At 64.2% G+C, this 25,541-nt stretch carries 3 protein-coding genes; all 3 read right to left on the bottom strand.

Annotation, left to right across the window (positions count from 1 at the left end; translation table 11 throughout):
• The 3 genes from macA to E4O98_RS11305 all read right to left on the bottom strand — a co-directional run bounded on the left by macA (position 1) and on the right by E4O98_RS11305 (position 25,541).
• Complete coding sequence (gene macA, locus E4O98_RS11315) at positions 1-1,152, bottom strand: macrolide transporter subunit MacA (protein WP_005788987.1); 1,152 nt, start codon at positions 1,150-1,152, stop codon at positions 1-3.
• 147 nt (positions 1,153-1,299) lie between these two features.
• The gene (locus tag E4O98_RS11310) at positions 1,300-12,627 is read right to left on the bottom strand and encodes a non-ribosomal peptide synthetase (protein ID WP_248135004.1); all 11,328 of its coding nucleotides are present in this window, start codon (positions 12,625-12,627) and stop codon (positions 1,300-1,302) included.
• Positions 12,624-25,541 carry a non-ribosomal peptide synthetase gene (locus tag E4O98_RS11305; RefSeq protein WP_248135002.1) on the bottom strand — a complete coding sequence of 4,306 codons (12,918 nt, stop codon included), beginning with the start codon at positions 25,539-25,541 and terminating at the stop codon, positions 12,624-12,626. The genes E4O98_RS11310 and E4O98_RS11305 overlap by 4 nt, the downstream gene beginning before the upstream one ends.

The raw sequence follows: 25,541 nt of genomic DNA, 5'->3' as shown, positions 1-25,541 counted from the left end.
TCAGCTCCCTGCCACGGCGGGTGTGGCGTCGCCGATCACCACCTTGTCGCCCTCGGCCAGGCCATCCAGAATCTGCACTTTGACGTTGTTATTGATGCCGGTCCTGACGTTGCGCTCTACCGCTTTGCCCTTGGCATCCAGCACCCGCACCGGGTAACTGCCGTCGGCATTGCGTGCTCCCAGCGCCGCCACCGGCACCATCAACGCGGCCTCGGCGGTGTCGAGCACAATGCGCACCTGTGCGGTCATGGCGATGCGCAGGCGGTGGTCAGGGTTGGGCACGTCGAACAGCGCGTTATAAAACACCGCGGTGTTCTGCTTGGGGGTGCCGGCGGTCTGGGTTTCGAGGAAGTTCTGCGGGGCTGGTTCAGTGCCGCGCAGTTTGGCGTAATAGCGTTTGTCCGCCTCGCCGAGGATGGTGAAGTACACCTGCTGGCCGGGGCTGATATGAATCACATCCGCTTCCGAGACTTGGGCCTTGACGGTCATGGTATCCAGGTCCGCCAGCTTGAGCAGTACCGGTGCGAGCTGGCTGGCGATCACGGTCTGGCCTTCCTGGGTGACGATGCCCACTACGTCGCCGTCGATGGGCGCGTTGATGCGGGTGTAGGCCAGGTTGACCTTGGCGGTGTCGATCTGGATGTGTGCGCTTTTGATCTGTGCGTCCAGGGACAGCAGGTTGGCCTGCTGCACCTGGAAGCTTGATTCGGCGTCTTCGAAATCCTGGCGTGACACCGATTCGTCGGCCTGCAGGCCCTTGTAGCGCTCATAGACAGACTTGGCCTGCTTGAGCTGCGCGGCGGTTGCGCGGCGTTGGGCCTGGAGGTTTTCTTCGTCGACCTGGGCTTTGCGCAGGGTGTTCTGCAGGATCAGCGGGTCGATTTCGGCGAGCCACTGGCCCTTTTTTACCTTGTCGCCGACTTTGACTTTCAGCGATTTGAGCTGGCCGGAGACTTGGGCGCCGACGTCGACCTGCTTGATGCCTTCGAGCAGGCCGGTGGCCAATACTGCGTTTTCGATATCGCCGCGTTCGGTGGTGGCGGTGAGGTATTGGGGGGCGTCGGCGGGGGCCTTTACGGTGTAGATGATCAGGCCGATGGCGACGGCCAATGCTGCCAGGAGGCCGATTTTGCGGAATTTAGACGTTTGCATGGTTGGCTTCTTGATTGAGTACAGATCCGTTGGCCGGGTAGACGCGGCATCGGGTTGCAAAAGCAGAGTGAGGTTTCATTGACTTGCACAGCTTAAAAATGTGGGAGGGGGCTTGCTCCCTCCCACATTTGGATCGATGTGCAGCCTTCAAGACACCACCTCCCCAACCCCAACCCCTTCCACCCACCACTTGGCCAAACCCGAAACATTCGGCACCTTGAGCAAGGTGAAGTGATTACCCCCGCCATACCAAACCTCCAACCCAGTCCCCTGCCCCTTCCACCCCTCAACCATCAACCCCTGCTCACGCTGGTTCCCCGCCGCATCCAAGGCCGGATCCTGCGCCAGCACCAGGCGCACCACCCCGTCATACCGCGCCTGCGGCCGATAAACCGTGCGCAACGCCGCCGCATAAGTACGCGCAGGCCCATCCATTGCATCCACGGCAGCACGCGCCGGCAGTAAGCCAACGCCGATCATCCCCATATGCAGCCACTGTCGCTGCGCCACCTCATCGCGCCCGGCGAAGTCCACCGGATCAATCCCCAGCGACTTCCCGGCCGCCAACTGCATCGCCTCGATCAACCGCAACAGCGCCGCCGTCGAGGTATAGGGCTTGCCATCACGCCCCGGCGCCTCACTGTCGATCACTGTCAAAGAGCCCACCTCGCGCCCCATCGCCTGCAAGCGCAGGGCCATTTCCAGCGCGACCCAGCCGCCAAACGAATGCCCGACCAGATGCACCGGCCCGTCCGGGCACTCCTGCTCCAACGCCGTGAGATAACACCGCGCCGCCGCTTCCACCTGGCTATGGGGCACCGCCTCGCCATCCAACCCACGGGGCTGCAGGCCATACAGCGGCCAATCACGTCCCAGCGCGTCGCTCAAACCCACGAAACCGGTCACGCTGTCACCTGCTCCCGGCACGCAGAACACCGGGGCATAGCCGGCGCGCCCAGTCTGGATGCGCAACAACGGCTGATGGGCCGCGCAACTCACCGGCGTACTCGTCGCCAGCGCCTCGGTCATCGCCCGGCCCAGGCCCTGGATATGCGGCGCCTGCATCATGCTCTGGTGATCCCCAGGCACTTGCACCTGGCGCAGTTGCCCGGGCGCCAAAGCCGTGTCCCAGCCCAACGCCATACTGCGTTGCGACAGTTCGGTGGGGCGCTGCTCGGCGCTGAACAAGTGCACCGGAATCGGCAGCGGGAACAGGCTGTAGTGGGCCAGGGCGTGCCCGTGCCCGACTTCGCGCTGAAGAAAACTCAACAGGTCCGCGTCCGACGCCGCCGCCATTTGCGCGTATAGCAAACCTTGATCGCGACAGCGTTGCAGCAGATTCGCAAAGTCCAGCTGTCCAATCCGCGCCTCCAGCTGTTCAAGGCTTGCCAGCTCATTTACACCTCCCTGCGCTTTCCAATAAGCCGTGCATTGCAGCAACAGGTGCCGCTTGAATGCATCCGGCCCGCTCCAGCGTGCTTTGCCCTGGTCAGTCAGGCGCGGCACATAGCTGTCGATCAAACCGAGGAAGGCCACGCTTTCATCCAGCCCCAGCAGTTGCATGGCGATTTCGTAGGCCAGCACCCCACCAAAAGACCAGCCCGCTACCCGATAGGGACCGTGGGGCTGAATCTCGCGGATCAGCCCGACCATGCGCGCCGCCAGGCCTTCCATGCTGTTCAGGTGGGCCTCGCCCAGCGCCAGCCCCGGCAGGCCGTAGATCGGATAATCACCCGGCAGGTGCTGGCCCAGCGCCGGGAAATACACGTCCATGCCGCTGAACTCATGCACCAGAAACAGCGGTGCCTGCGCCCCGCTGCTGCGCACGGTAATCACGCGGGTGTCGGGCAGTACATCATCCCCGCGCTGACGCAGCATCGCCGCGACGCCGGCCACGCTGGCATGTTGGAACAGCTCGGCCAACGACACCGGCAAACCGGCCTCGTCCAGCAGGTTGACCAGGCGAATCGCCAACAGCGAATGCCCGCCCAGTTCAAAGAAGCTGTCATGCCGCCCCACCTGTTCGAGTTTCAACACCTCGGCCCAGCGTTGCGCCAACGTCTGCTCCAGGGCGTCGGCCGGCGTTTCGAACGTGCGGCTGGTCGAGGCGTCCCAGGCAGGCACCGGCAAGGCGTTACGGTCGATCTTGCCGTTGGCGGTCAACGGCAATTGCTCCAGCGCGACGTAGGCGGACGGCACCATGTACTCGGGCAAGTGCGCGTGCAGGTAAGCCCGCACCGACTCGACAGCAACGGGTTCGCCCGCCCAGGTGAAATAGGCCACCAGGCGTTTGTCCCCCGGAACCTCTTCACGGGCCAGCACCACGGCATCCTGGATGCCTGCGAACGTCGCCAGTCGCGCCTGGATTTCACCCAGCTCAACACGAAAACCTCGGATCTTCACCTGGTCGTCATTACGCCCGATGCACTCCAGCAGGCCGTCGGCCGTCCAGCGCCCGAGATCGCCCGTGCGGTAAAGCAAGGCACCTGGGTTGAACGGGTCCTGCACAAACTTTTCAGCCGTCAGCTCGGGGCGATTCAAATAGCCCAAGGCGACGCCATCGCCGCCAATGCAGATTTCACCGATGATACCCAGCGGTACTGGCTGCTGCTGCGCATCGAGCACATACACTTGGGTGTTGGAGATCGGCCGCCCCACCGGCACGCTGTCGGCATCATCGGCAATCGTGTGCACTTCGCAGGTGGTGGCGTAAGTGGTGGTTTCGGTCGGACCATAGCAATGCACCAGGCGCAACGCGGGTGCCTGCGCCAACAGCGTGCGGAACGCCGCCGGATCGGCCCGCTCCCCCCCGCATAAAAGGATGCGCAAGCCAGCCAGGGCCTGGGGAATCAACTGCACGTATTGGTTGAACAGCGCGGTGGTGACAAACAGCACCGTCACGCCCTGCAACGCCTGGGCGAAAGCGCTCGGATCGAGCAAGGTGGCGTGGTCAATCACCTGCACCTGGCCGCCATTGAGCAGTGGCCCCCACACGTCCATGGTGCTTGCATCGAACGCTGGGTTCGACGCAAAGGCCACGCGGTCGGCGGCATTGAAATCGGCATAGCCGTTGTTGAGCACCAGGCGCGTAATGCCGCGATGGGGCACCAACACGCCCTTGGGCTGCCCGGTGGAGCCGGAGGTGTACATGATGTACGCCACGCTGTCCGAGGGTTGCGACAGGTCCGGGTTGTGGCTCGGTTGCGGGGCGAGGCCAAGCGTGTCCAGGTCCAGGCGACGCACCCCGCTCTCTATGACGCAATCGCTGCGGGTCAGCAACCAGGCCGCGCCACAGTCTTGCAGCATGAACCCCTGGCGTTCAGCCGGTGCATTCACGTCCAACGGCACATACGCGGCGGCGCATTTAAGGATGGCCAATTGGCTGACCAGTAACTCCAGCGAACGCGGCAGCAGGATCGCCAGGTGATCGCCAGGGCGCACACCCAGGCCGAGCAAGTGATGGGCCAAGCGGTTGGCGCGGGTATTGAGTTCGCCGTAGCTCACCCGCCGCTCGTTGTGCACCAGCGCCACCGCGTCGGGACGCGCCATGGCCTGGGCTTCGAACAGGCGCTGCACCGTGTGCTCACGCGCGAATGTACGGGCGGTGGCGTTGAAGTGCTCAAGCACCTGTTGGCGTTCGCTTTGAGGCAGGATCGGCAAGCGGTTGATGGCGATATCGCGATGACCTTCCAGAGCCTGCACGACCTGCGCCAGCGCGATTTCCAGGTAGTCGCACAAGCGCCGAGCGCCCTGCCCCATGACGGTCAGGCTGAACCCTTCACCGAGGTCATCCACACTGACCGCCACGCCGTAGTGCGTGTGCTCCTCGGCCTTGAACAACTCGATCCCCTGCCACGCCTCGGCCACGCCACCGGCCTGGGGTGCGCTGTGACGATAGTTGAACAATACGCTGAACAACGGCGTCGCCACCGGCACAGCACTGCAACGCTGGGCCAACGCCAGGGGCGCATGTTCATGACTGAGCAACTGAGTCAGGCGCCCATGGGTGGTACGCAGTGCCGTCAGCACTGAGTGCTCCCCCAGGTCGACCCGTAGCGGCAAGGTATTGATAAATACGCCCATGGCCCGCTCGGCGCCTTCGCCGCCTTGCAGGCGGCCGAGCATCACCGTACCGAACACCACCTGCTCGCGGGCGCACACCTTGCCCAGGACGTGGGCCCAGGCCAAATGCATCACGCTGGCCGCACTGACCCCCGCCTGGCGGGCCTGGCTGCGCAGGCGTCGGCTCAACGACAGGTCGAGACCCACGCGCACGTTTTCCTCGTCCCCCAGATTGGGCACCTCGGTGGGTTCGTCGATCTCACCGAGCATCTCGCGGAAAAACGTCTCGTGATCCTCAGCGCCCAAACGGGTCTGGGCCACGTAGTTGCGATACGGCACGGGCGCGGCCAGCGCGTCCTGAGTGCCCAGCAGAAACGCCTGCATCTCGTGCTGCAGGATATCCAGGGCAACGTGGTCCATCACCAGGTGATGAAACAGCAACGTCGCGACCACCCGTTGCGATTGCTCGGCGTACACCAACCGCATCAGCGGCGCCTGGCCAAGGTCCAGGCGTGACGGCAGCGGACCGCTCTCAACACTTAGCCGGGCGTGGCGCCACACCACCTGCACAGGTTCTTCCAGGCCCTCCCAATGCAAGGATGAGCGCAGGATGTCATGACGCTGGATCACCGCCTGCAATGCGCTGGCGAAGGCATCCAGGCGTGCGCGACTGTCAAAGGCAAACTGCGCCTGTAACACATAGGCGTCATCACCTTGCGCAGCGCGATGCTGATACAGGATGCCGGCCTGCAACGGCGCCAGCGGGTAGATATCCTGCACATTCGCCGCACCGCCGGGGATGCTGGCGACGATGCGCTCGATGGCCGCTTGATCCAGGCTGACCAGCGCCAGCATGTCTGGCGTGATGCGCGCGCAATCGGCCGCAATGCCATTGGCCGGCACCGCCACTTCACGCCCGCCGCCCAAAGCTGCCGCCAGGGCAGCCAAGGTCGGTTGACCAAACAGCACTTTCACGTCCGCCGACAAGCCCAGGCCGCGCATACGCCCGACCAGGCTGACCGCCAGCAACGAGTGGCCGCCCAGTTCGAAGAAGTTGTCGTGCCGGCCCACGCGTTCCACATTGAGCAACTCGGCCCACAGCGCGGCCAAGGTGATTTCCGTGTCGCCCAGCGGCGCCTCGTACTCGCGCACCACCAACGCCTCCACGCCCGGTGCCGGCAATGCCTTGCGGTCGAGTTTGCCATTGGGGCTCAGCGGCAGCGCCTCCAGGTGCACGAAGCTGGCCGGCACCATGAACTCCGGCAGGTGCAGCAGCAAATGGGCGCGCAGGCTTTCAATTTCACTCGGCACGCCGGTGTAGTAAGCGATCAGGCGCTGCTCGCGGGCAATCACGGCGGCTTCCTGCACCGCCGGATGCTCGGTCAGGCGTGCCTGGATTTCGCCCAGCTCAATGCGCAGGCCACGGATCTTGACCTGGTCATCATTGCGCCCCAGGTACTCGATGTTGCCATCCGGCAAGTAGCGCCCGACGTCGCCGGTGCGGTACATGCGCCCAGGGGCAAACGGGTCATCGAGGAAACGCTCGGCGGTCAGTTCGGCACGGTTGAGGTAACCCCGTGCGACTTGCACCCCCGCGATAAACAATTCGCCCACCACGCCCAACGGCACAGGCTGCAACTGCCCGTCCAGCACGTACATGCGCGTGTTGGCGATTGGCTTGCCGATGGGGGTGTTGTCGGGCACGTCAAAGCCTGCGCAGTGCCAGGCAGTGACATCCACCGCCGCTTCGGTGGGCCCATAGAGATTATGCAGCTGGCTGCCCGGCAACTGTTGCTTGAAGCGGCGTACCAAGCTGCCCGGCAAGGCTTCGCCGCTGCACATCACCCGCACCAGCCCGCCCGCCTGGCTGACGTCACCGTGGGCGAGGAAGACATCAAGCATCGACGGCACGAAGTGCAAGGTCGTGACCCCTTCGGCTGCGATCACCTGGCACAGGTACTCAGGGTCTTTATGCCCATCCGGGCGCGCCATCACCAGGCGTGCTCCGGTGGACAGCGGCCAGAAGAATTCCCACACCGACACATCGAAACTGAACGGGGTTTTCTGCAACACCGTATCGCCTCCCGTGAGCCGGTATTCGTCCTGCATCCACAGCAGGCGGTTGACCACCCCGGGGTGTTCGTTGATCACACCTTTGGGCTGGCCGGTGGAGCCGGAGGTGTAGATCACATAGGCGGCCACCCCGGCCACCGCTGGGTTGGTGATGGGCTGGTGCTGCCAGGTGGGCTGGTCCAGATCGACCACCGGCACCTCGCCCAGCAGCCCAAGGGTGCTGCCCTGGGCCAGTACCACCGCTGGCGCGCTGTCGTGCAGCATGTAGGCGATACGCTCCGGCGGGTACGCCGGGTCCAGCGGCACATAGGCGGCGCCGGCCTTGAGGATCGCGTACAGGCCAATGACCATGTCCAGGCCACGCTCCACGCAGATCGCCACCCGCGCCTGCGGCTGCACGCCGAGGGCTTGCAGGTGGTGGGCCAGTTGGTTGGCGCGAGCGTTCAGTTCGGCGTAGGTCAGTTGCTGCTCGCCGGCCTTTACCGCCACGGCCTGCGGCGTGCGCAGTACCTGCGCTTCGAACATCCCGTGCAGGGTCTGGTCGAGCTGGTAGTCCACAGTGGTAGCGTTGAAATCCACCAGCAACTGCTTGCGCTCACGCTCATCCACCAGCGGCACATGCGCAAGCACCGCCTGGTCGTTAGCGACCATGGCCTGCAACAAGCGGGTGAAGTAGCCGAGGTAACGCCGTATCGTCGATTCATCGAACAGCGCCACGGCATATTCCAGCGCGCCGAGAATACTGCCCTGCACTTCCCCCAGGTTCAGCGACAGGTCGAACTTGGCGAAATGGCTGTTTTCGACAATGCCTTCCAGGGCCAGGTCGCCCAACGCCAGGGTCGGCGCGCTGCTGTCCTGCCAGCTCAGCAGGGTCTGAAACAGCGGGCTATGGGCCAGGCTGCGCGGCGGCCGGGTGATTTCCACCACCTGTTCGAACGGCAAATCCTGATGGGCTTGGGCCGCCAGTGTCAGCGCCTTGACCCGAGCCAGCAGGGCCTCGGTGCTCAACTCGCCCGAGGTGTCGATGCGCAGCGCCAGGGTGTTGACGAACAAACCGATCAGCCCTTCCACCTCGGTGCGCGTGCGGTTGGCCACCGGCGTGTCGATCACCAGCTCCGGCTGTCCGGACAAGCGCGCCAGCAACGAAGCCCAGGCGCTCATCAAGGTCATATAGAGGGTGGTGCCATGGCGCTGGCTCAAGGCCTTGAGCCCGGCAGTAAGGCGTTCATCCAGGCGCACTTCGACGCTGCTGCCGGCGTAGTCCTGCTGCGCCGGGCGCGGGCGGTCGGTGGGCAGGGTCAGCAACGCCGGCGCGCCGGCCAGGGTCTGCTGCCAATAGGTGCTTTGGCGGTGCAACACTTCACCGCTCAGCCACAGGCGTTGCCACACGGCAAAGTCGGCGTACTGGATCGGCAAGAGTGGCAGTGGGTCGGATTGGCCGTGGCTGAAGGCTTGGTACAGCGCCATCAGTTCACGGGTCAGCACGCCCATGGACCAGCCATCGGAGACGATATGGTGCAGGGTCAGCAGCAGCACATGGTGATCGTCGGCCATCACCACCAGGCGGCCGCGCAGCAACGGGCCACGCTCCAGGTCGAAGGGCGCCGAGGCTTCGCCGTGGATCAGCGCGTCCAGCGCCTGTTGCGGTTGCGCGTGGCGACGCAAGTCTTGCACCTGCAGCGGTAACACCTCCTCGGCCGGCACGATCAGCACCTGGGCCTGGTCGCCGTGTTGGGCAAAGCGGCTGCGCAGGGTTTCATGCCGCGCCACGATCCGCGCCAGCGCCCGTTGCAGTGCCTGCACATGCAACTGCCCGCGCAAACGCAGGCCGATAGGAATGTTGTAGGCGGTGTTGGCGCCCTCCATCAACGCCAGGAACCACAGGCGCTGCTGGGCAAACGACAGCGGCATCTCTTCATCACGATTGGCCGGCAGGATATCCGGCAAGGTGCTGCGCCCGGCCTGGGCCAGCAGTTCGGCGACCGCTGCCAGTTCGGCGTTGGCGAACAGGTCGCCCAGCGCCAACTCGACCCCCAGCCGCTGGCGGACCTGGGAGACCATGCGCATCGCCAGCAGCGAGTGCCCGCCCAACTCAAAGAAATGGTCACGCCGCCCGACCCGTTCCACTTGCAACACCTCGGCCCAGATCTGCGCCAGCACGGTTTCGATCTCGCCCTGGGGTGCTGCGTATTCGCGGGTAAACACTGCAGCCATGTCCGGTGCCGGTAGCGCCTTGCGGTCGAGCTTGCCATTGGTGGTCAGCGGCAGCGCGTCGAGCTTCATAAAGGCGACCGGGACCATGTAGTCCGGCAACTGCGCCACCAGGTGAGCGCGGATTTCGCCTACCGTCAGCGCGTCAAGTTGCGGGTTTTCGGTGAAGTAGGCCACCAGCCGCTCTTCACGCACCAGCACCACCGCTTCCAGGATGCCAGGCAATTGGTTGAGCCGGGTTTCGATTTCTCCCAGCTCAATGCGCACGCCACGGATTTTGACCTGGTCATCGTTGCGCCCCAGGTAGTCGAGCGTGCCATCGGGCAACCAGCGCACCAGGTCGCCGGTGCGGTACATGCGCCCGGGGTTGAATGGGTCGCGCAGGAAGCGCTCGGCGGTCAGTTCCGGGCGGTTCAGGTAACCTCGCGCCACGCCCTTGCCGCCTACGTACAACTCCCCCGCCACCCCCAGTGGCACCGGGCGTTGATGTTCATCGAGCACGTAGACGGTGACATTGGCGATGGGCTTGCCGATATGCAACGGCTGGCCCGCCTCGACCTTGCCCGACGTGGCGACCACCGTGGCTTCGGTGGGGCCATAGTTGTTGATTAATTCAAAGCGCTGCGCCCGGCCGAACTGGCGCAGGCGATCGCCGCCGACCAGCAGGGTGCGCAAGGTCGGGTGCTCGATAGTCTGGCTGAACGCGTACTCGGCCACCGGCGTGGGCAGGAAGCTTACGTCCAAAGGCTGTGCGCACCACCAGGCCAGCAGCGCGTCGATATCTTCGGTACCGTCATGGGCGGGTGGCAGGTGCAGGGTGGCGCCCACACACAGCGCCGGCCAGACCTCCCAGGCCATCGCATCAAAGCCGAAACCGGCAACACTGGCAGTATGCCGCCCGGCGCGCAGGTCAAAAGCGCTGCAATGCCAGTCCACCAGGTTGGCGACGGTGTGGTGCTCCACCATCACACCTTTGGGCAAGCCGGTAGAACCCGAGGTGTAGATCACATACGCGAGGTTCGTCGGGCCGACGGCGACCTTGGGGTTGCTCGCCGAGTGATGCTGCCAGGTGAAGCGATCGAGGTTGATCACCGGCACCTCAAGCTCGGGCAAACGAGCCAGCAACGCGTGTTGGGTGAGCACCGCCACCGGGGCGCTGTCGCTGAGCAAGTAGCTCAAACGCTCGGCCGGGTGGGACGGGTCTACCGGCACATAACCGGCACCCGCCTTGAGGATCGCCAGCAGCCCGGCCAAGGTGTCGAGCCCGCGCCGCGCCACAATGGCCACGCGATCATCGGGCCGAACCCCCAGCGCCAGCAGATGATGGGCCAGCAGGTTGGCTTGCTGGTTGAGTTCGGCGTAGGTCAGTTGCCGCCCTTCGTGCACGGCGGCGATGGCGTCCGGCGTGAGCGCAGCCTGGGCTTCGATACGCCCGTGCAAGGTGGTGCCTTGCGGGAACACGGCCTGGGTGGCGTTGAACTGTTGCAACAGCAGGCGCTGTTCGGCGGCGGGCACTACCGAAAGTTGGTCAAGCGCAGTGTGCGGCGCCTGCTCCAGCGCGGTAACCAGGTTTTCCAGCGCGGTGTGCAAGTAGGCGCAGACGCGGTGGGGGTCGACCTGGGTGCTGGCCAGCAAACGCAGGATAAAATCGTCGCCCAGATCGTCCACACTGAGTGTGAGCGGATAGTTAGTACGCTCCTCGGAACGCAGCGTTTCGATACCTTGCCAGGCCGCAATCGCCTCGCTGCGAGTACCGGTGCCACTGTGACGATAGTTGAGTAACGCACTGAATAGCGGCAACGGCGCAATGACGCCACTGCAATGCTGAGCCAGAGCCAATGGCGCATATTCATGCCGCAGCAGGCTAGTCAAGCGCATGTGAGTGGCCTTGACAGCGCTGCGCAGATCCTCACTGCCAATGTCGACGCGAAACGGTAGCGTATTGATGAAGATACCCAGGGCGCGATCCGTCGCATGCCCGCCGTGCATACGTCCCATCAATACCGTACCGAACACCACCTGGGACTTGCCTGCCACCCTGCCCAGCACTTGGGCCCACCCCAAGTGGAACAGACTGGCAACGCTCACGCCCAGCACACGAGCCTGTGCGCGCAAGCGTTGGCTGAGGGAGTTCGCTAAAGGCCAGTCGAGTTCAGCGATCCCCCTGCCGTCGCCCTGTACATCCTGTAAACCAAAGGGCAAGGTCGGTTCAACCACATCACCGAGCATCTGCTGGAAAAATGCTTTATGTTCTTGCTCGGTAACACCCAGGCGCGCTTGGGCGACATAGTCGCGAAACGGCACGGCAAGGCCCAACTGAGCGGCGTGACCGTGCAAAAACGCCTGCATCTCGTGGCGTACCACTTCCAGAGCGCTGTGGTCCATCGCCATATGGTGGAACAGCAAGGTAGCGACGATGCGCTGGTGGGTCCGGTCTTCAGCATGTACCAGGCGCAACAACGGTGCCTGGGTCACATCGAGGCGATAATGACGGGCATTGAATAGGTCATGCAGCTGTGCGGCGATATCGCCGTCGGCCGGGTCGAGCATCAAAGCTTGCACCGGCAGGCGCGCCTGACGCCACACCACTTGCGAAGGTTGCGCCAGGCCATCCCAGACCACCCCGGTGCGTAAAATGTCGTGGCGGTCCATCACGCTTTGCAGCGCCTGGGCAAACGCCTCGAAGCGCTCCAGGCTGTCAAACGCGAACTGCGACTGCATCACGTAGGGGTCGCCCTGCTCGGCGCTGGCATGGTGAAACAGAATGCCTTCCTGCAATGGCGCCAACGGATAGATGTCCTGGATATTCGCCACACCGCCCTGCACGGTGGCGATGATGCGCTCGATCTCGTCCTGGCTCAGGGTCGAGAGGGTCAGCATGTCGGGGGTGATGCGCTCGGCGTTGGCGGGAATGCCATTGGCCGGTACGGCCACTTCACCAACCTTGGCAGCCGAGTACTCACCGGCCTTGATCAGCTCGATCAGCGCCGGTTTGTGCTCGCGCAAGGCGGCCAATATTGCCGGGTCGCTCAAGGCTTGCCGGTTGCCGTTCACCGACAACTGTTCGCCCTTGAGCGCCAGTTGCACGTCCTTGGTTTTCAGGGTTGCCAGCAGCTCGAGGATGTTCACAGGACGATCTCCATTCGTTCGGTCATTGCGGCGTAGCCGGCCAGGGTCGGTTGTTCGAACAACGCTCGCACATCGGCTTCCATGCCTTCCTGGCGCAGGCGTCCGATCAAGCTCACAGCGAGCAGCGAGTGCCCGCCCAGTTCAAAGAAATTGTCGTGCCGGCCTACCCGATCCACCTTGAGCAGCTCGGACCACAACTGGGCCAGCAGGATTTCGGTATCGCCTTCGGGTGCTTCGTACTCACGCACCGTCAGTGCGTCCATACCCGGTGCGGGTAACGCTTTGCGGTCGAGCTTGCCGTTGGGGCTCAGGGGCATGACGGGCAGGTGCACGAACAGCACGGGCACCATAAAGTCCGGCAGGTGCTGCAACAGCTGGGCGCGCAGGCCGTCGATGTCGCTTGGCAGGCCAGTGTAATAGGCGACCAGGCGCTCATCACGAACCACCACCACCGCGTCGTTGACCGCCGGATGCTCGATCAGCCGCGCCTGGATTTCCCCCAGCTCGATGCGCAGGCCACGGATTTTCACCTGGTCATCGTTGCGCCCCAGGTATTCGATATTGCCGTCCGGCAAGTAGCGGCCCAGGTCACCGGTGCGGTACATCCGGCCAGGCGCAAACGGGTCATCGAGGAAGCGCTCGGCGGTCAGCTGCGCACGGTTCAGATAACCCCGCGCCACTTGCACGCCAGCGATGAACAGCTCACCGACCACCCCCAGAGGCACCGGCTGCAACTGCCCGTCCAGCACGTACATGCGCGTGTTGGCAATCGGCTTGCCGATGGGGGTGTTGTCCGGCACGTCCGGGCGGGCACAGTTCCAGGCCGTCACGTCCACCGCCGCTTCCGTGGGGCCATACAGGTTGTACAAACCAATGCCTGGCAACTGCTGCTTGAACCGACGCACCAGGCTGCCCGGCAGCGCCTCGCCGCTGCACATCACGCGCACCAACCCGGCCGCCTGGCTCACATCACCATGGGCCAGGAACACGTCAAGCATCGACGGCACAAAGTGCAGGGTGGTGATGTTTTCTGCCTCGATTACTTCGCACAGGTACACAGGGTCCTTGTGCCCACCCGGGCGCGCCATCACCAGGCGTGCGCCGGTAAACAGCGGCCAGAAGAACTCCCACACCGACACGTCGAAGCTGAACGGGGTTTTCTGCAAGACCGCGTCATGGGCCTTGAGGCCATAGGCGTCCTGCATCCACAACAGACGGTTGACCACCCCGGCGTGTTCATTGATCACGCCCTTGGGCTGGCCAGTGGAACCGGAGGTGTAGATCACGTAGGCCGTGTGCCGGGCAGTGAGGTCCGCGACCTGCGGGTTGACGCAAGGCTGCTGGTGCCAAGTGCTGTGGCCGACGTCGATCACGGCCACGTCGCCCAGCAAGGCACGAGTGGAGGCTTGCGCCAGCACCACCACCGGCGCGCTGTCTTGCAGCATGTAGGCGATGCGTTCTTGCGGGTAGGCCGGGTCCAGCGGCACATAACCGCCACCGGCCTTGAGGATGGCGAACAGGCCGATCACCATGTCCAGGCCACGCTCCAGGCAAATGCCTACCCGTGAGTCCGGCTGCACGCCCCTTTCACGCAGGTGATGGGCCAGGCGGTTGGCGTGCTCGTTGAGCTGTTGGTAGGTCAGTTGTTGCTCGCCCGATTTCACCGCCACGCAATCCGGTGTGCTCGCAACTTGGGCCTCGAACATTGAATGCAGTGTCTGGTCAAGGTTGTAATCGACTACTGTCGCATTGAAGCCATTCAACAGTTGCTCGCGCTCCTGCTTACCCACTACAGATACACGGTTGACCGCCAGATGGGGCGATTGCTCCAACGCTTCGACCAACCCATGCAACGCCGTTTGCATATAACCGCAGACACGCTCTGCGCCGATGTGCGCCGCGGTCATGACAGTCAAGCGGAAACCATCGCGCTGATCGTCCACGTTCAGGGTCAACGGGTAGTTGGTACGCTCCTCGCTGCTAAGGGTCTGGATGCCTTGCCACGCTTGTGATGCGGATGCCTGCTGACTGTCACTGTGGCGATAATTGAGCATCGCGCTGAACAATGGCAGCGGTGCGGCGACACCACTGCAACGCTGCGCCAAGGCCAGTGACGCGTGTTCGTGACCGAGCAGTGCCGTCAGGCGTTCATGGGTTTGCACAAGCGCCGCACGCACGCCGATATCATCAATCTCCACACGCAGAGGCAACGTATTGATGAACATACCTAACGCACGGTCACTACCTTTTCCGCCCTGCATACGCCCCATCAGGACCGTACCGAACACCACACTGGGCTGGTTGGCGGTGCAGGCCAACACCTGAGCCCACGCCAGGTGAAACAGACTGGCGGCACTCACACCTGATAGTCGTGCCTGAGCCCTCAGACGCAGGCTCAAGGACGGCTCCAGAAACTGCTGGTGCTCTTCAATAGCGCTGCCGTCTCCCTGCACATCCTGGAGACCGAACGGCAGGGTTGGCTCATTGACGTCACGCAGCATGTTGGCGAAGAACGCTTCGTGTTCCTGCTCGCTGAGCCCCAAACGAGCCTGCGCCACGTAGTTGCGGTAAGGAATAGGTTCATCAGCATCCTGTTCCTGCCCCAGCAAACTGGCTTGCATCTCTTGCCGCACTCGCTCAAGCGCAGTGTGATCAAGAGCGATGTGATGGAAAAGCAGAATCGCGACCACCCGCTGCCGACTTGGATCATGGCTGAATACCAGACGCACCAGCGGTGCCTTGGACATCGGGACGCGGTAGTGGCGCGGGTCTAAACGCTCATGCAGGCCGGCAAGCACGTCGCCGTGCAAATGCAGCTCCTGAACGCTCAACGCCGCCTTGCGCCACACCACTTGCAACGGTTGCGCCAGCCCCTCCCACACCACCCCGGTGCGCAGAATGTCATGGCGGTCGATCACCTGTTGCAGCGCCTGCGCGAAGGCTTGCAGACGCTCGACACTGTCAAACGCCAGGTGCGATTGCAGCAGGTACGGGTCGCCCTGCGCGGCCGTGAGGTAGTGGTAGAAAATGCCTTCCTGCAGCGGCGCCAGCGGGTAGATGTCCTGCACGTTGGCAGCGCCGCCTGGCACCTGGGCGACTACCTGATCAATCGCACACTGGTCGAGGGTCACCAGCGCCAGCATGTCGGGGGTGATACGTTGGCACTCGGCACTGATCCGGTTGGCCGGCACTTGCACCTCGCGACCACTGCCAACAGCAGCGGCCAGCGCGGCCAGGGTTGGCTGACTGAACAGCACGCGCACATCGGCGCTGAGGCCAACCTGGCGCATACGCTCGATCAGGCTGACGGCCAGCAATGAATGGCCGCCCAGTTCGAAGAAATGGTCATGACGGCCCACCTGTTCCACTTGCAGTACCTCGGCCCAGATACCCGCCAGGGTGGTTTCGACCTCGCCCTGGGGGGCCTGGTACTCGCGGCTGAGCACGGCGGCCTGATCGGGGTCGGGCAGTGCCTTGCGGTCCAGCTTGCCGTTGGCGGTCAGGGGCAACACATCGAGGCGCATGTAGGCGACCGGCACCAGCGCATCGGGAAGCTGCGCCTGCAATTGCGCGCGCAAGGTCTCGATGGAGAGTGCGCGTTGCTCGGTGAACCAGGCCAGCAGCCGGCCTTCGCGCACCAGCACCACCGCTTCGCGAATGCCGTCCAGGGCGGCCAGGCGGCTTTCGATTTCGCCCAGCTCAACCCGCACACCACGCAGTTTGACCTGGTCATCGTTGCGGCCCAGGTACTCCAGATTGCCGTCGGGCAACCAGCGCACCAGGTCGCCGGTGCGGTACATGCGCCCCGGGCTGAACGGGTTTTGCAGGAAGCGTTCGGCAGTCAAGTCCGGGCGATTCAAGTAACCCCGTGCCACACCGCTGCCGCCTACATACAGCTCACCGGCCACACCGACCGGCACCGGGCGCAACTGCGCATCCAGCACATAGCTGCCGGCATTGGCGATGGGTCGACCAATATGCAACGCCTGCCCGGCCCGCACGCGACCGGAGGTGGCAACCACCGTGGCCTCGGTGGGGCCATAGTTGTTGATCACGGCAAAGCGCCGTTCCTGGGTGAACTGGCGCAGGCGATCGCCGCCAATCAGCAGGATGCGCAAGGTGGGGTGTTGCAGATGTTGGCTGAACGCGTACTCGGCTACCGGCGTGGGCAAAAAGCTCACGTCCAGCGGCTGCGCCCGCCACCAGGCCAGCAATTCATCGATGTTTTCATTGCCCACTTCGGCGGGCGGCAGGTGCAGGGTCGCACCGACGCACAAGGCCGGCCAGACTTCCCAGGCCATCGCGTCAAAACCAAACCCGGCCACACTGCTGGTGTGACTCGCAGCAGCCAGGCCAAAGGCTTCAGAGTGCCAATGCACGAGGTTTTCCACGTTGTGGTGTTCCACCATCACGCCTTTGGGCTGGCCGGTAGAGCCTGAGGTGTAAATGACGTAGGCCAGGTGCGCGGGCGTCAGTGCGGGCAGCTGTGGATTGTTGACGGGCAGGTGCTGCCAGGCGGGGTCATGCAAGTCGACCAGCGTGATCGTGCCCAGCAGGTCACGGGTACTGGCCTCAGCGAGTACTGCCACCGGGGCGCTGTCCTGCAACAAATAAGCGATGCGTTCGGCGGGATACGCCGGGTCAATCGGCACATAGCCGGCGCCGGCCTTGAGAATGCCCAATAGCCCCACCAGCATCTGCGGGCCACGACGGCAGCACAGCGCCACGCGGTCATCCGGTTGCACGCCGAGGGCCAACAGGTGATGGGCCAGTTGGTTGGCACGCTGATTGAGCTGCTGATAGGTCAGCGCCTCGCCGCCCTGCTGCACGGCAATGGCGTGGGGTTGGCGCTCAGCCTGTACCTCAAATGCGCCGTGCACGGTGTGGCCACGGGGGAAATCCTGGGCCGTGGCATTGAATTCGCGCAGCAGGGTTTCACACTCCGCCGCAGGCAGGATCGGCAGGCGATTGAGTGCCGTGTCCGGCGTGCACTCCAAGGCTGTGAGCAACTGCGCCACAGCGTTGTGCATGTAGTCGCACAGGCGTTGCGCACCGATCTGTGGCACCGCCAGCACGCTCAGCCCGAAGCCGTCGCCCAGGTCATCCACGCTCAGGGTCAATGGGTAATTACTGCGCTCCTCACCGCCCAGCAGCTGCACGCCCTCCCAGATGCCGTGGCCGTCGCGGGCCATCTCGGCGGGGTTGCTGTGACGGTAATTGAGCAAGGCACTGAACAATGGCGTGCTGGTCGGCACACCGCTGCAACGCTGAGCCAGGGCCAGCGAGGCATGTTCATGCCCGAGCACAGCGCTCAGGCGTGCATGGGTGGCCTTGACCGCCGCTGACGCCCCGGCGGCAACATCGACCCGCAGCGGCAAGGTGTTGATAAACATCCCCAGCGCGCGGTCTGCACCTTCACCGGCTTGCATACGGCCCATCAGCACCGTGCCGAACACCACGTCATCGCGGCCCGACACCAGCCCCACGACCTGGGCCCAGGCCAGGTGCATCAGGCTCGCGGCGCTCACACCCAACTGTCGCGCCTGCTGGCGGACCCGCTGCGCCAGCGCGGCGTCCAATGGCAGCCCGGCCTCCTCGATGGCACGGCCATCGCCCTGCACATCCTGCAAACCAAACGGCAAGGTTGGTTCATCCACATCGGCGAGCATGTCGCGAAAGAACTGCTCATGCTCGGCCACACTGACACCCAGGCGCGCCTGGGCCACATAGTTGCGAAATGGCGCGGCAGCGGGCAAGTCCTGGGCCTGGTTGAACATGAAGGCGCGCATTTCCTGGCCGACCACCTCCATGGCTGTGTGGTCCAGCGCCAGGTGGTGAAACAGCAGGATCGCCGCAACACGGTTGTGCGTCGGGTCCTGGGCATAGACCATGCGCAGCAACGGCGCCTGGGTGATGTCCAGCCGATAGTGCCGGGCATCGAAGCGAGCGTGCAGTTGTTCGATGATGCCGCCGTCGGCCGGGTCCAGATGAACCTCCTGCACCCCCAGTTGCGCCTTGCGCCACACCACTTGCACCGGGCTGTCCAGGCCCTCCCAGACTACGCCCGTGCGCAGGATATCGTGGCGGGCAACCACCTGTTGCAGCGCCGCCATGAACCCGTGCAAGCGGTCGAGATTGTCGAACGCCATGCGCGATTGCAGCAGGTACGGGTCGCCCTGTTCGGCGCTGAGGTGGTGGTAGAGAATGCCTTCCTGCAACGGCGCCAGCGGGTAGATGTCCTGCACATTCTCCGCGCCACCCGGCACGCTGGCGACGATACGCTCGATGGCATCCGGAGTGAGCTGCACCAGGCTCAGCATGGACGGTGTGATCTGTGTGCAACCGGCCGGGATGCCATTGGCCGGCACCACGATTTCGCGACCACTGCCCACCGCCGCCGCCAACGCCGCCAGGCTCGGCTGGTTGAACAGCACGCGCACATCGGCACTGAGGCCCACTTGGCGCATACGTTCGATCAGGCTCACCGCCAGCAGCGAATGCCCGCCCAACTCGAAGAAATGATCGTGACGCCCGACGCGTTCGAGCTTGAGCACGTCCTGCCAGATCTGCGCCAGCACGGTTTCCACCTCGCCTTGCGGGGCTTCGTAGCCACGACTGAGCAAGGCCGACGGGTCCGGTGCCGGCAAGGCTTTGCGGTCGAGCTTGCCATTGTTGGTCAGGGGCAGACTGGCCAGCGGCATGTAGGCCGACGGCAGCATATAGTCCGGCAACTGCCCTTGCAGGTAGGCGTGGACCAGCTCAATGCCCAGGTCTGCCCCGGCCCAGGTGAAGTAGGCGACCAGGCGCTTTTCACCTGGCATATCTTCCCTGGCCAACACGGCGACGTCCTGGATGCCCGGGCAACTGGCCAGGCGCGCCTCGATCTCACCCAGCTCGATACGAAAGCCACGGATTTTCACCTGGTCGTCGTTGCGACCCAGGCATTCGAGCAAGCCGTCTTGCGTCCAGCGCCCGAGGTCGCCGGTGCGGTACAGCAAGGCGCCCGGGTTGAAGGGATCCTGCACAAACTTTTCAGCCGTCAGCTCGGGGCGATTCAAATAGCCCAGGGCGACGCCATCGCCGCCGATGCAGATTTCACCGGTGATGCCCAGCGGCACCGGTTGCATCTGTGCATCGAGCACATAGATCTGTGTATTGGAAATGGGCCGCCCCACCGGCACGCTGTCGGTATCCGTACCGACCTCGCGCACTTCATGGGTGGTGGCGTAGGTGGTGGTTTCGGTCGGCCCGTAGCAATGCACCAGGCGCAGCGCCGGTGCACGCGCCAACAGGCTGCGAAATGCCGCCGGGTCAGCACGCTCACCGCCGCACAGCAGGATGCGCAAACCAGCCAACGCCTCGGGGATCAATTGCACGTACTGGTTGAACAGTGCGGTGGTCACGAACAACACCGTCGCGCCCTTAAGCTCGGCGCCGAACGCCAACGGGTTGAGCAAGGTGGCATGGTCGATCACCTGCACTTGCCCGCCGTTGAGCAATGCGCCCCACACATCCATGGTGCTCGCATCGAACGCCGGGTTGGAGGCGAAGGCCACGCGGTCGCTGGCGTTGAAGTCGGCATAGCCGTTATTGATGACCAGACGCGTGATGCCGCGATGGGGCACCAGCACGCCCTTGGGCGTGCCCGTGGAGCCGGAGGTGTACATGATGTACGCCACGTCCTGCGCAGACCGGGCCAGCCCCGGGTTGTCCGCCGGCAGGTCGGCCAGGTCCAGTTCGGCAAGGTTGTCCAGCACCTGGCGGGCGCCGCTGTCCTGCACCATGAAGGTTCGACGTTCGAGCGGCGCGTTGACATCCAGCGGTACGTACACCGCCGCACACTTGAGCACCGCCAACTGGCTGACGACCAGGTCGATGGAGCGCGGCAGCGCCAGGGCCACCGCTTCACCTGGCCGCACGCCACGGCCAATCAAATGATGGGCCAGGCGATTGGCGCGGCGATTGAGGTCACGGTAGCTCAGCGACAGCGGGCCATGCACCACCGCCACGGCTTCAGGCAGGGCCAGTGCCTGGGCTTCGAACAGTTGAGCTACGGTGAGCTGCGACGGGTATTCCCGGGCGCTGGCATTGAAGTCTTCAAGCAATAAGCGCCGCTCGGCGGGCGGCACAATCGACACCTTGTGCATGGCGGTGGTGGGCGCGTGTTGCAGCGCGCTCACCACATGGCGCAACGCGGTGAGCATGTACTCACCCACACGTTGCACATCCAGATGGGCGACACCCTGCACCGTCAGGGCAAACCCCGTGCCCAGGTCATCGACGTTGAGTACCAGCGGGTAGTTGCTGCGCTCTTCGGAGCTGAGGATCTGGATACCGAACGCGGCAAAGGGGTTGTCCCCCGGCGCTTCATCGGGTGCGCTGTGCCGGTAGTTGAGCAAGGTGCTGAACAACGGCAACGAACCCGGCACGCCGCTGCAGCGCTGGGCCAGGGACAGCGCGGCGTGTTCATGCGCGAGCAACTGCGCCAGGCGCGCATGGGTGGCGCGTACGCCGGCTTGCACGCCGACGCTGCCGAGGCTGACCCGCAGCGGCAAGGTATTGATGAACATCCCCAGCGCGCGGTCGGCGCCCTCGCCGCCCTGCATACGCCCCAGCAAGACCGTCCCGAACACCACGTCCTGCCGGCCCGACACCTGGCCCAGCACCTGGGCCCATGCCAGATGCACCAGGCTCGCCGTGCTGACGCCCAGTTGCCGCGCCTGTTCGCGCAGGGCCAGGCTGAGGGCCGGTTCCAGCGGCAGATGGGCCTCATGGATGCCGCTGCCGTCGCCGTTCACATCCTGCAAGCCGAAGGCCAGGGTGGGCTCGTCGATATCGCCGAGCATCTGGCTGAAGAAGGCTTCGTGCTGCGCCTGGCTCAGGCCCAGCCGCGCCTGGGCCACGTAGTTGCGGTACTGCACCGCATCAGGCAGTTGCGCGCGGTTGCCGTGCAGGCTGGCGCTCATTTCTTCGACCAGCACTTGCAGCGCCGTGTGATCGAGCAGGATATGGTGCAGCAGCAGGATGCCGACCAAGCCGTCCGCCTCTTCAGCGTAGGCCAGGCGCATCAGCGAAGCGCGAGACAGATCCAGGCGGTAGTGGCGAGGGTCGAAACGCTGTTGCAACTGCGCCAGGGCATCGGTGCCCTGGGTGTCCAAGCGCTCAACGGCCAGCGGCGCCTGGCGCAACACCACTTGCACCGGCTCCTCCAGGCCCTCCCAGAGAATCGCAGTGCGCAGGATATCGTTGCGTTCGATGACACTGTGCAGCGCCTGAATAAAGCCATCCACCGCGCCCTGGTCGTTAAAGCGCAACTGCACCTGCAACACGTAGGGGTCGCCCTCGCTGGTTGCCAGGTGGTGGTAGAGAATACCGGCCTGCAAAGGCGCGAGAGCGTAGATATCCTGCACGTTGGCCACGCCACCGGGCACGGCCTGGAGGATGTGATCGATGGCGGCCTGGTCCAGCTCGACCAAGGGCAGCATGTCCGGCGTGATGTGCTCACTGTGTTCCTGAATCAGATTGGCCGGGACCTGCACCTCATGGTGCCCGCCCACCGCCGCTGCGAGGGCTGCCAGGGTCGGCTGGCCGAACAGCACGCGTACATCGGCACTCAGCTCTACCTGACGCATGCGTTCGATCAGCTTGACCGCCAGCAGCGAATGCCCGCCCAACTCGAAGAAGTTGTCATCACGCCCCACCCGGTCGAGCTTGAGCAGGTCCTGCCAGATCATCGCAATGGCGTTTTCCACCGCACCTTGGGGCGCGGCATAACTGCGCCGGGCCAACGCCTCGGCATCGGGTGCGGGCAAGGCTTTGCGGTCGAGCTTGCCGTTGGTGGTCAGGGGGAACGCCTCCAGGCGCACGAAGGCGCTGGGCACCATATGTTCGGCAAGGCTCTGTAGCAAGTGATCGCGCAAGGCGGCAACGCTGGGCTCACCCTCGGTAATCACATAGGCCACCAGGCGTTTGTCACCCGGCTCATCCTCACGGGCGATCACCACCGCATCGCGCACGCCGTGGGCGGTTGCCAGGTGTGCCTGGATTTCGCCCAGCTCGATACGGAAACCGCGAATCTTGACCTGGTCATCGTTACGCCCCAGGTACTCGACACTGCCGTCGGCCAGCAGGCGGCCGAGGTCACCGGTCTTGTACATGCGCAGGCCGGTGGCCGGGTCCGCGAGGAAGCGTTCGGCGTTGAGTGCCTCGCGGTTCAGGTAACCGCGCGCCACCCCGGCGCCGCCCACGTACAGCTCGCCCACCACACCGTATGGCAACGGCTCGTGTTGTTCATCCAACACATACAGCTGCAAGTCGGGGATGCGTACGCCAATCGGGCTGACGCCCGCCAGTTGGGCATCCGCCGCCTCCAGCGCACGATAGGTCACGTGCACGGTGGTTTCGGTAATACCGTACATGTTTACCAGCTGCGTACCGGCATTCACCGCCCGCGCATACCATGGCTTGAGCATGGCCGGTTCAAGGGCCTCACCGCCAAAGATCACCTGCCGCAACGAATGCGCCTGGGTGCTGTGACCCTGGGCCGCGATCAATTGGCGGAACGCGCTCGGCGTCTGGTTGAGGATGCTCACTTCGGCTTCGCAGAGCAGCGTATAGCACTCATCCGGCGAGCGGCTGACCAGTTGCGGCACGATCAGCAACTGGCCGCCGTGCATCAGCGCGCCCCAGATTTCCCACACAGAAAAATCGAATGCGAAGGAGTGGAACAGTGCCCATACATCGTGCGGGTTGAACCCGAACCAGTGTTGAGTGGCACTGAACAGGCGCGCCACCTGACGATGCTCGATCATTACCCCCTTGGGTTGGCCGGTGGAACCAGAGGTGTAAATTACATAGGCCAGATTGGCCGGGCTCAGGTGCAGCCGTGGATCGGTGATGGGCAACTGGCCCAGGCTGTCGAGGTCAAGCTGCGCCAGTTCGCCTACCCGGTGACGAGTGCCGGCCTGTACCAGCACAACCACCGGTTGACTGTCGGCCAGGGTGTAGGAAATGCGTTCCTGCGGGTAAGCCGGGTCTATCGGCACGTAGCCGGCACCGGCCTTGAGGATACCGAGCAGGCCGATGATCATCTGCGGGCCGCGCTCCACGCAGATCGCCACGCGGCTGTCAGGCTCCACGCCCTGGGCCAGCAGTGCATGGGCGACCTGGTTGGCGCGTTCGTTGAGTTGACGATAGGTGAGGCGCTGCTGCTCAAAGCGCACGGCAATGGCTTCAGGCTGGGCGGCGGCGTGGGTTTCGACTTGCTGGTGGATCAACGCGGTATCGGCGTAGTGCGTGGGGCTGTGGTTCAAGGTATGCAGCAGGGCGTGGCGTTCAGCGTCGGGCAGGATGTTCAGGCCGCAGAGCGGCTTGTCCGGTCGCTGCTCAAGGGCGTCGGCCAGGCTTTGCAGCGCGGTGTGCAGATAGCCGGCAACCCGCTGTGCACCAATGGCCGCATCCACCATCACCGTCAGCGCGAAGTCTTGCCCCAGGTCGTCGACGTTGACCGTCAGCGGGTAGTTGGTGCGCTCCTCGGCGCCCAGTACACGAATGCCGTCGGCAACCTCGATCACGGCGGCCATGTCGGTGGCCGCACTATGGCGATAGTTGAGGATCGCGCTGAACAACGGTGTGGGTGCTGCCACCCCGCTGCAGCGCTGGGCCAGTGCCAGGGACGCATGTTCGTGATCGAGCAGGCGCGTAAGACGCTCGTGGGTGACTTGCACCGCAGTGCGCACGCTTTGCGCGCCAACATCAACCCGCAACGGCAAGGTGTTGATGAACATGCCCAAGGCCCGTTCACCGCCCTCGCCTGCGCCCATGCGCCCGAGCATCACGGTGCCGAACACCACCGCCTCGCGACCGGAAACCACGCCCAACACCCGCGCCAACGCCAGGTGCATCAGGCTCGCCACGCTCACCCCCAACGGCCGCGCCACACTGCGCAGGCGACGACCAAGGGCGCTATCGACGGGAATGCGCGTTTCATCAATGCCCTGACCATCGCCCTGCACATCTTGCAGGCCGAACGGCAGCGTCGGTTCATCGATATCGGCGAGCATGTCGCGAAAGAACGCCTCATGGGCCTGTTCGCTCACACCCTGGCGCACTTGGGCGATGTAGCTGCGAAACGCTACCGGCGTGCCCGCTTGCGCGTGCTCACCGGCCAGGTACAGCTGGATTTCATGGCGCACCACATCCAGGGCGGTGTGATCGAGAATGGTGTGGTGGAACAACAGCATCGCCACCACGCGCTGGTTGGGCGGGTCCTCGGCGAACACCAGACGCAGCAGCGGCGCCTGGCCAAGGTCCATGCGATAGGCACGGGCGTCGTAGCGCGCGAGCAATTGAGCGAGACGGTCGCCGCCATCAAAATGCGCTTCTTCACACGCCAGATGCGCCTTGCGCCACACCACTTGCAGCGGCTCGTCGAGGCGCTCCCACACCATGGAGGTGCGCAGGATATCGTGGCGGTCAATCACCCATTGCAGCGCCTCGGCAAAGGTTTGCAGGCGTGCGCGGCTGTCGAACACAAACTGCGCGTGCAGCACGTAGGGGTCGCCCTGCGCGGCAGAAAGATGGTGGTAAAGCATGCCTTCCTGGAGCGGCGCCAGGGGGTAAATATCTTGCACATTCGCCGCGCCGCCTGGGATGGACGCGACGATACGGTCGATGGCCGGCTGGTCGAGGTTGACCAGCGCCAGCATGTCCGGGGTGATGCGATAAGCCGGGCTCAGCCAGTCACCGCCATGCTCGGCGACCAGGGCCAGCAACTGGGGTTTATGCGCGATCAATTGATCCCAGAGCGCGTCATCCAACGCCTCGTCATCGCCCAGGACGATCAGGTCGCCTTCTTCAGTTTGCAGACGGATCGCATGGGTGGAGATCGCTGCCAGTAAGTCGCTGAACTGCAT

This window comes from Pseudomonas sp. W2Jun17, from assembly GCF_023127795.1.
Taxonomy (GTDB): domain Bacteria; phylum Pseudomonadota; class Gammaproteobacteria; order Pseudomonadales; family Pseudomonadaceae; genus Aquipseudomonas; species Aquipseudomonas synxantha_A.
The sequence above is the reverse complement of the archived record's forward strand: the minus strand, read 5'-3'. Positions and strand labels throughout refer to the sequence as shown.

Excerpts from the sequence above, each read along its gene's own strand:
- macA (WP_005788987.1), bottom strand. The coding sequence starts at position 1,152 with ATGCAAACGTCTAAATTCCGCAAAATCGGCCTCCTGGCAGCATTGGCC.
- E4O98_RS11305 (WP_248135002.1), bottom strand. The coding sequence starts at position 25,541 with ATGCAGTTCAGCGACTTACTGGCAGCGATCTCCACCCATGCGATCCGT.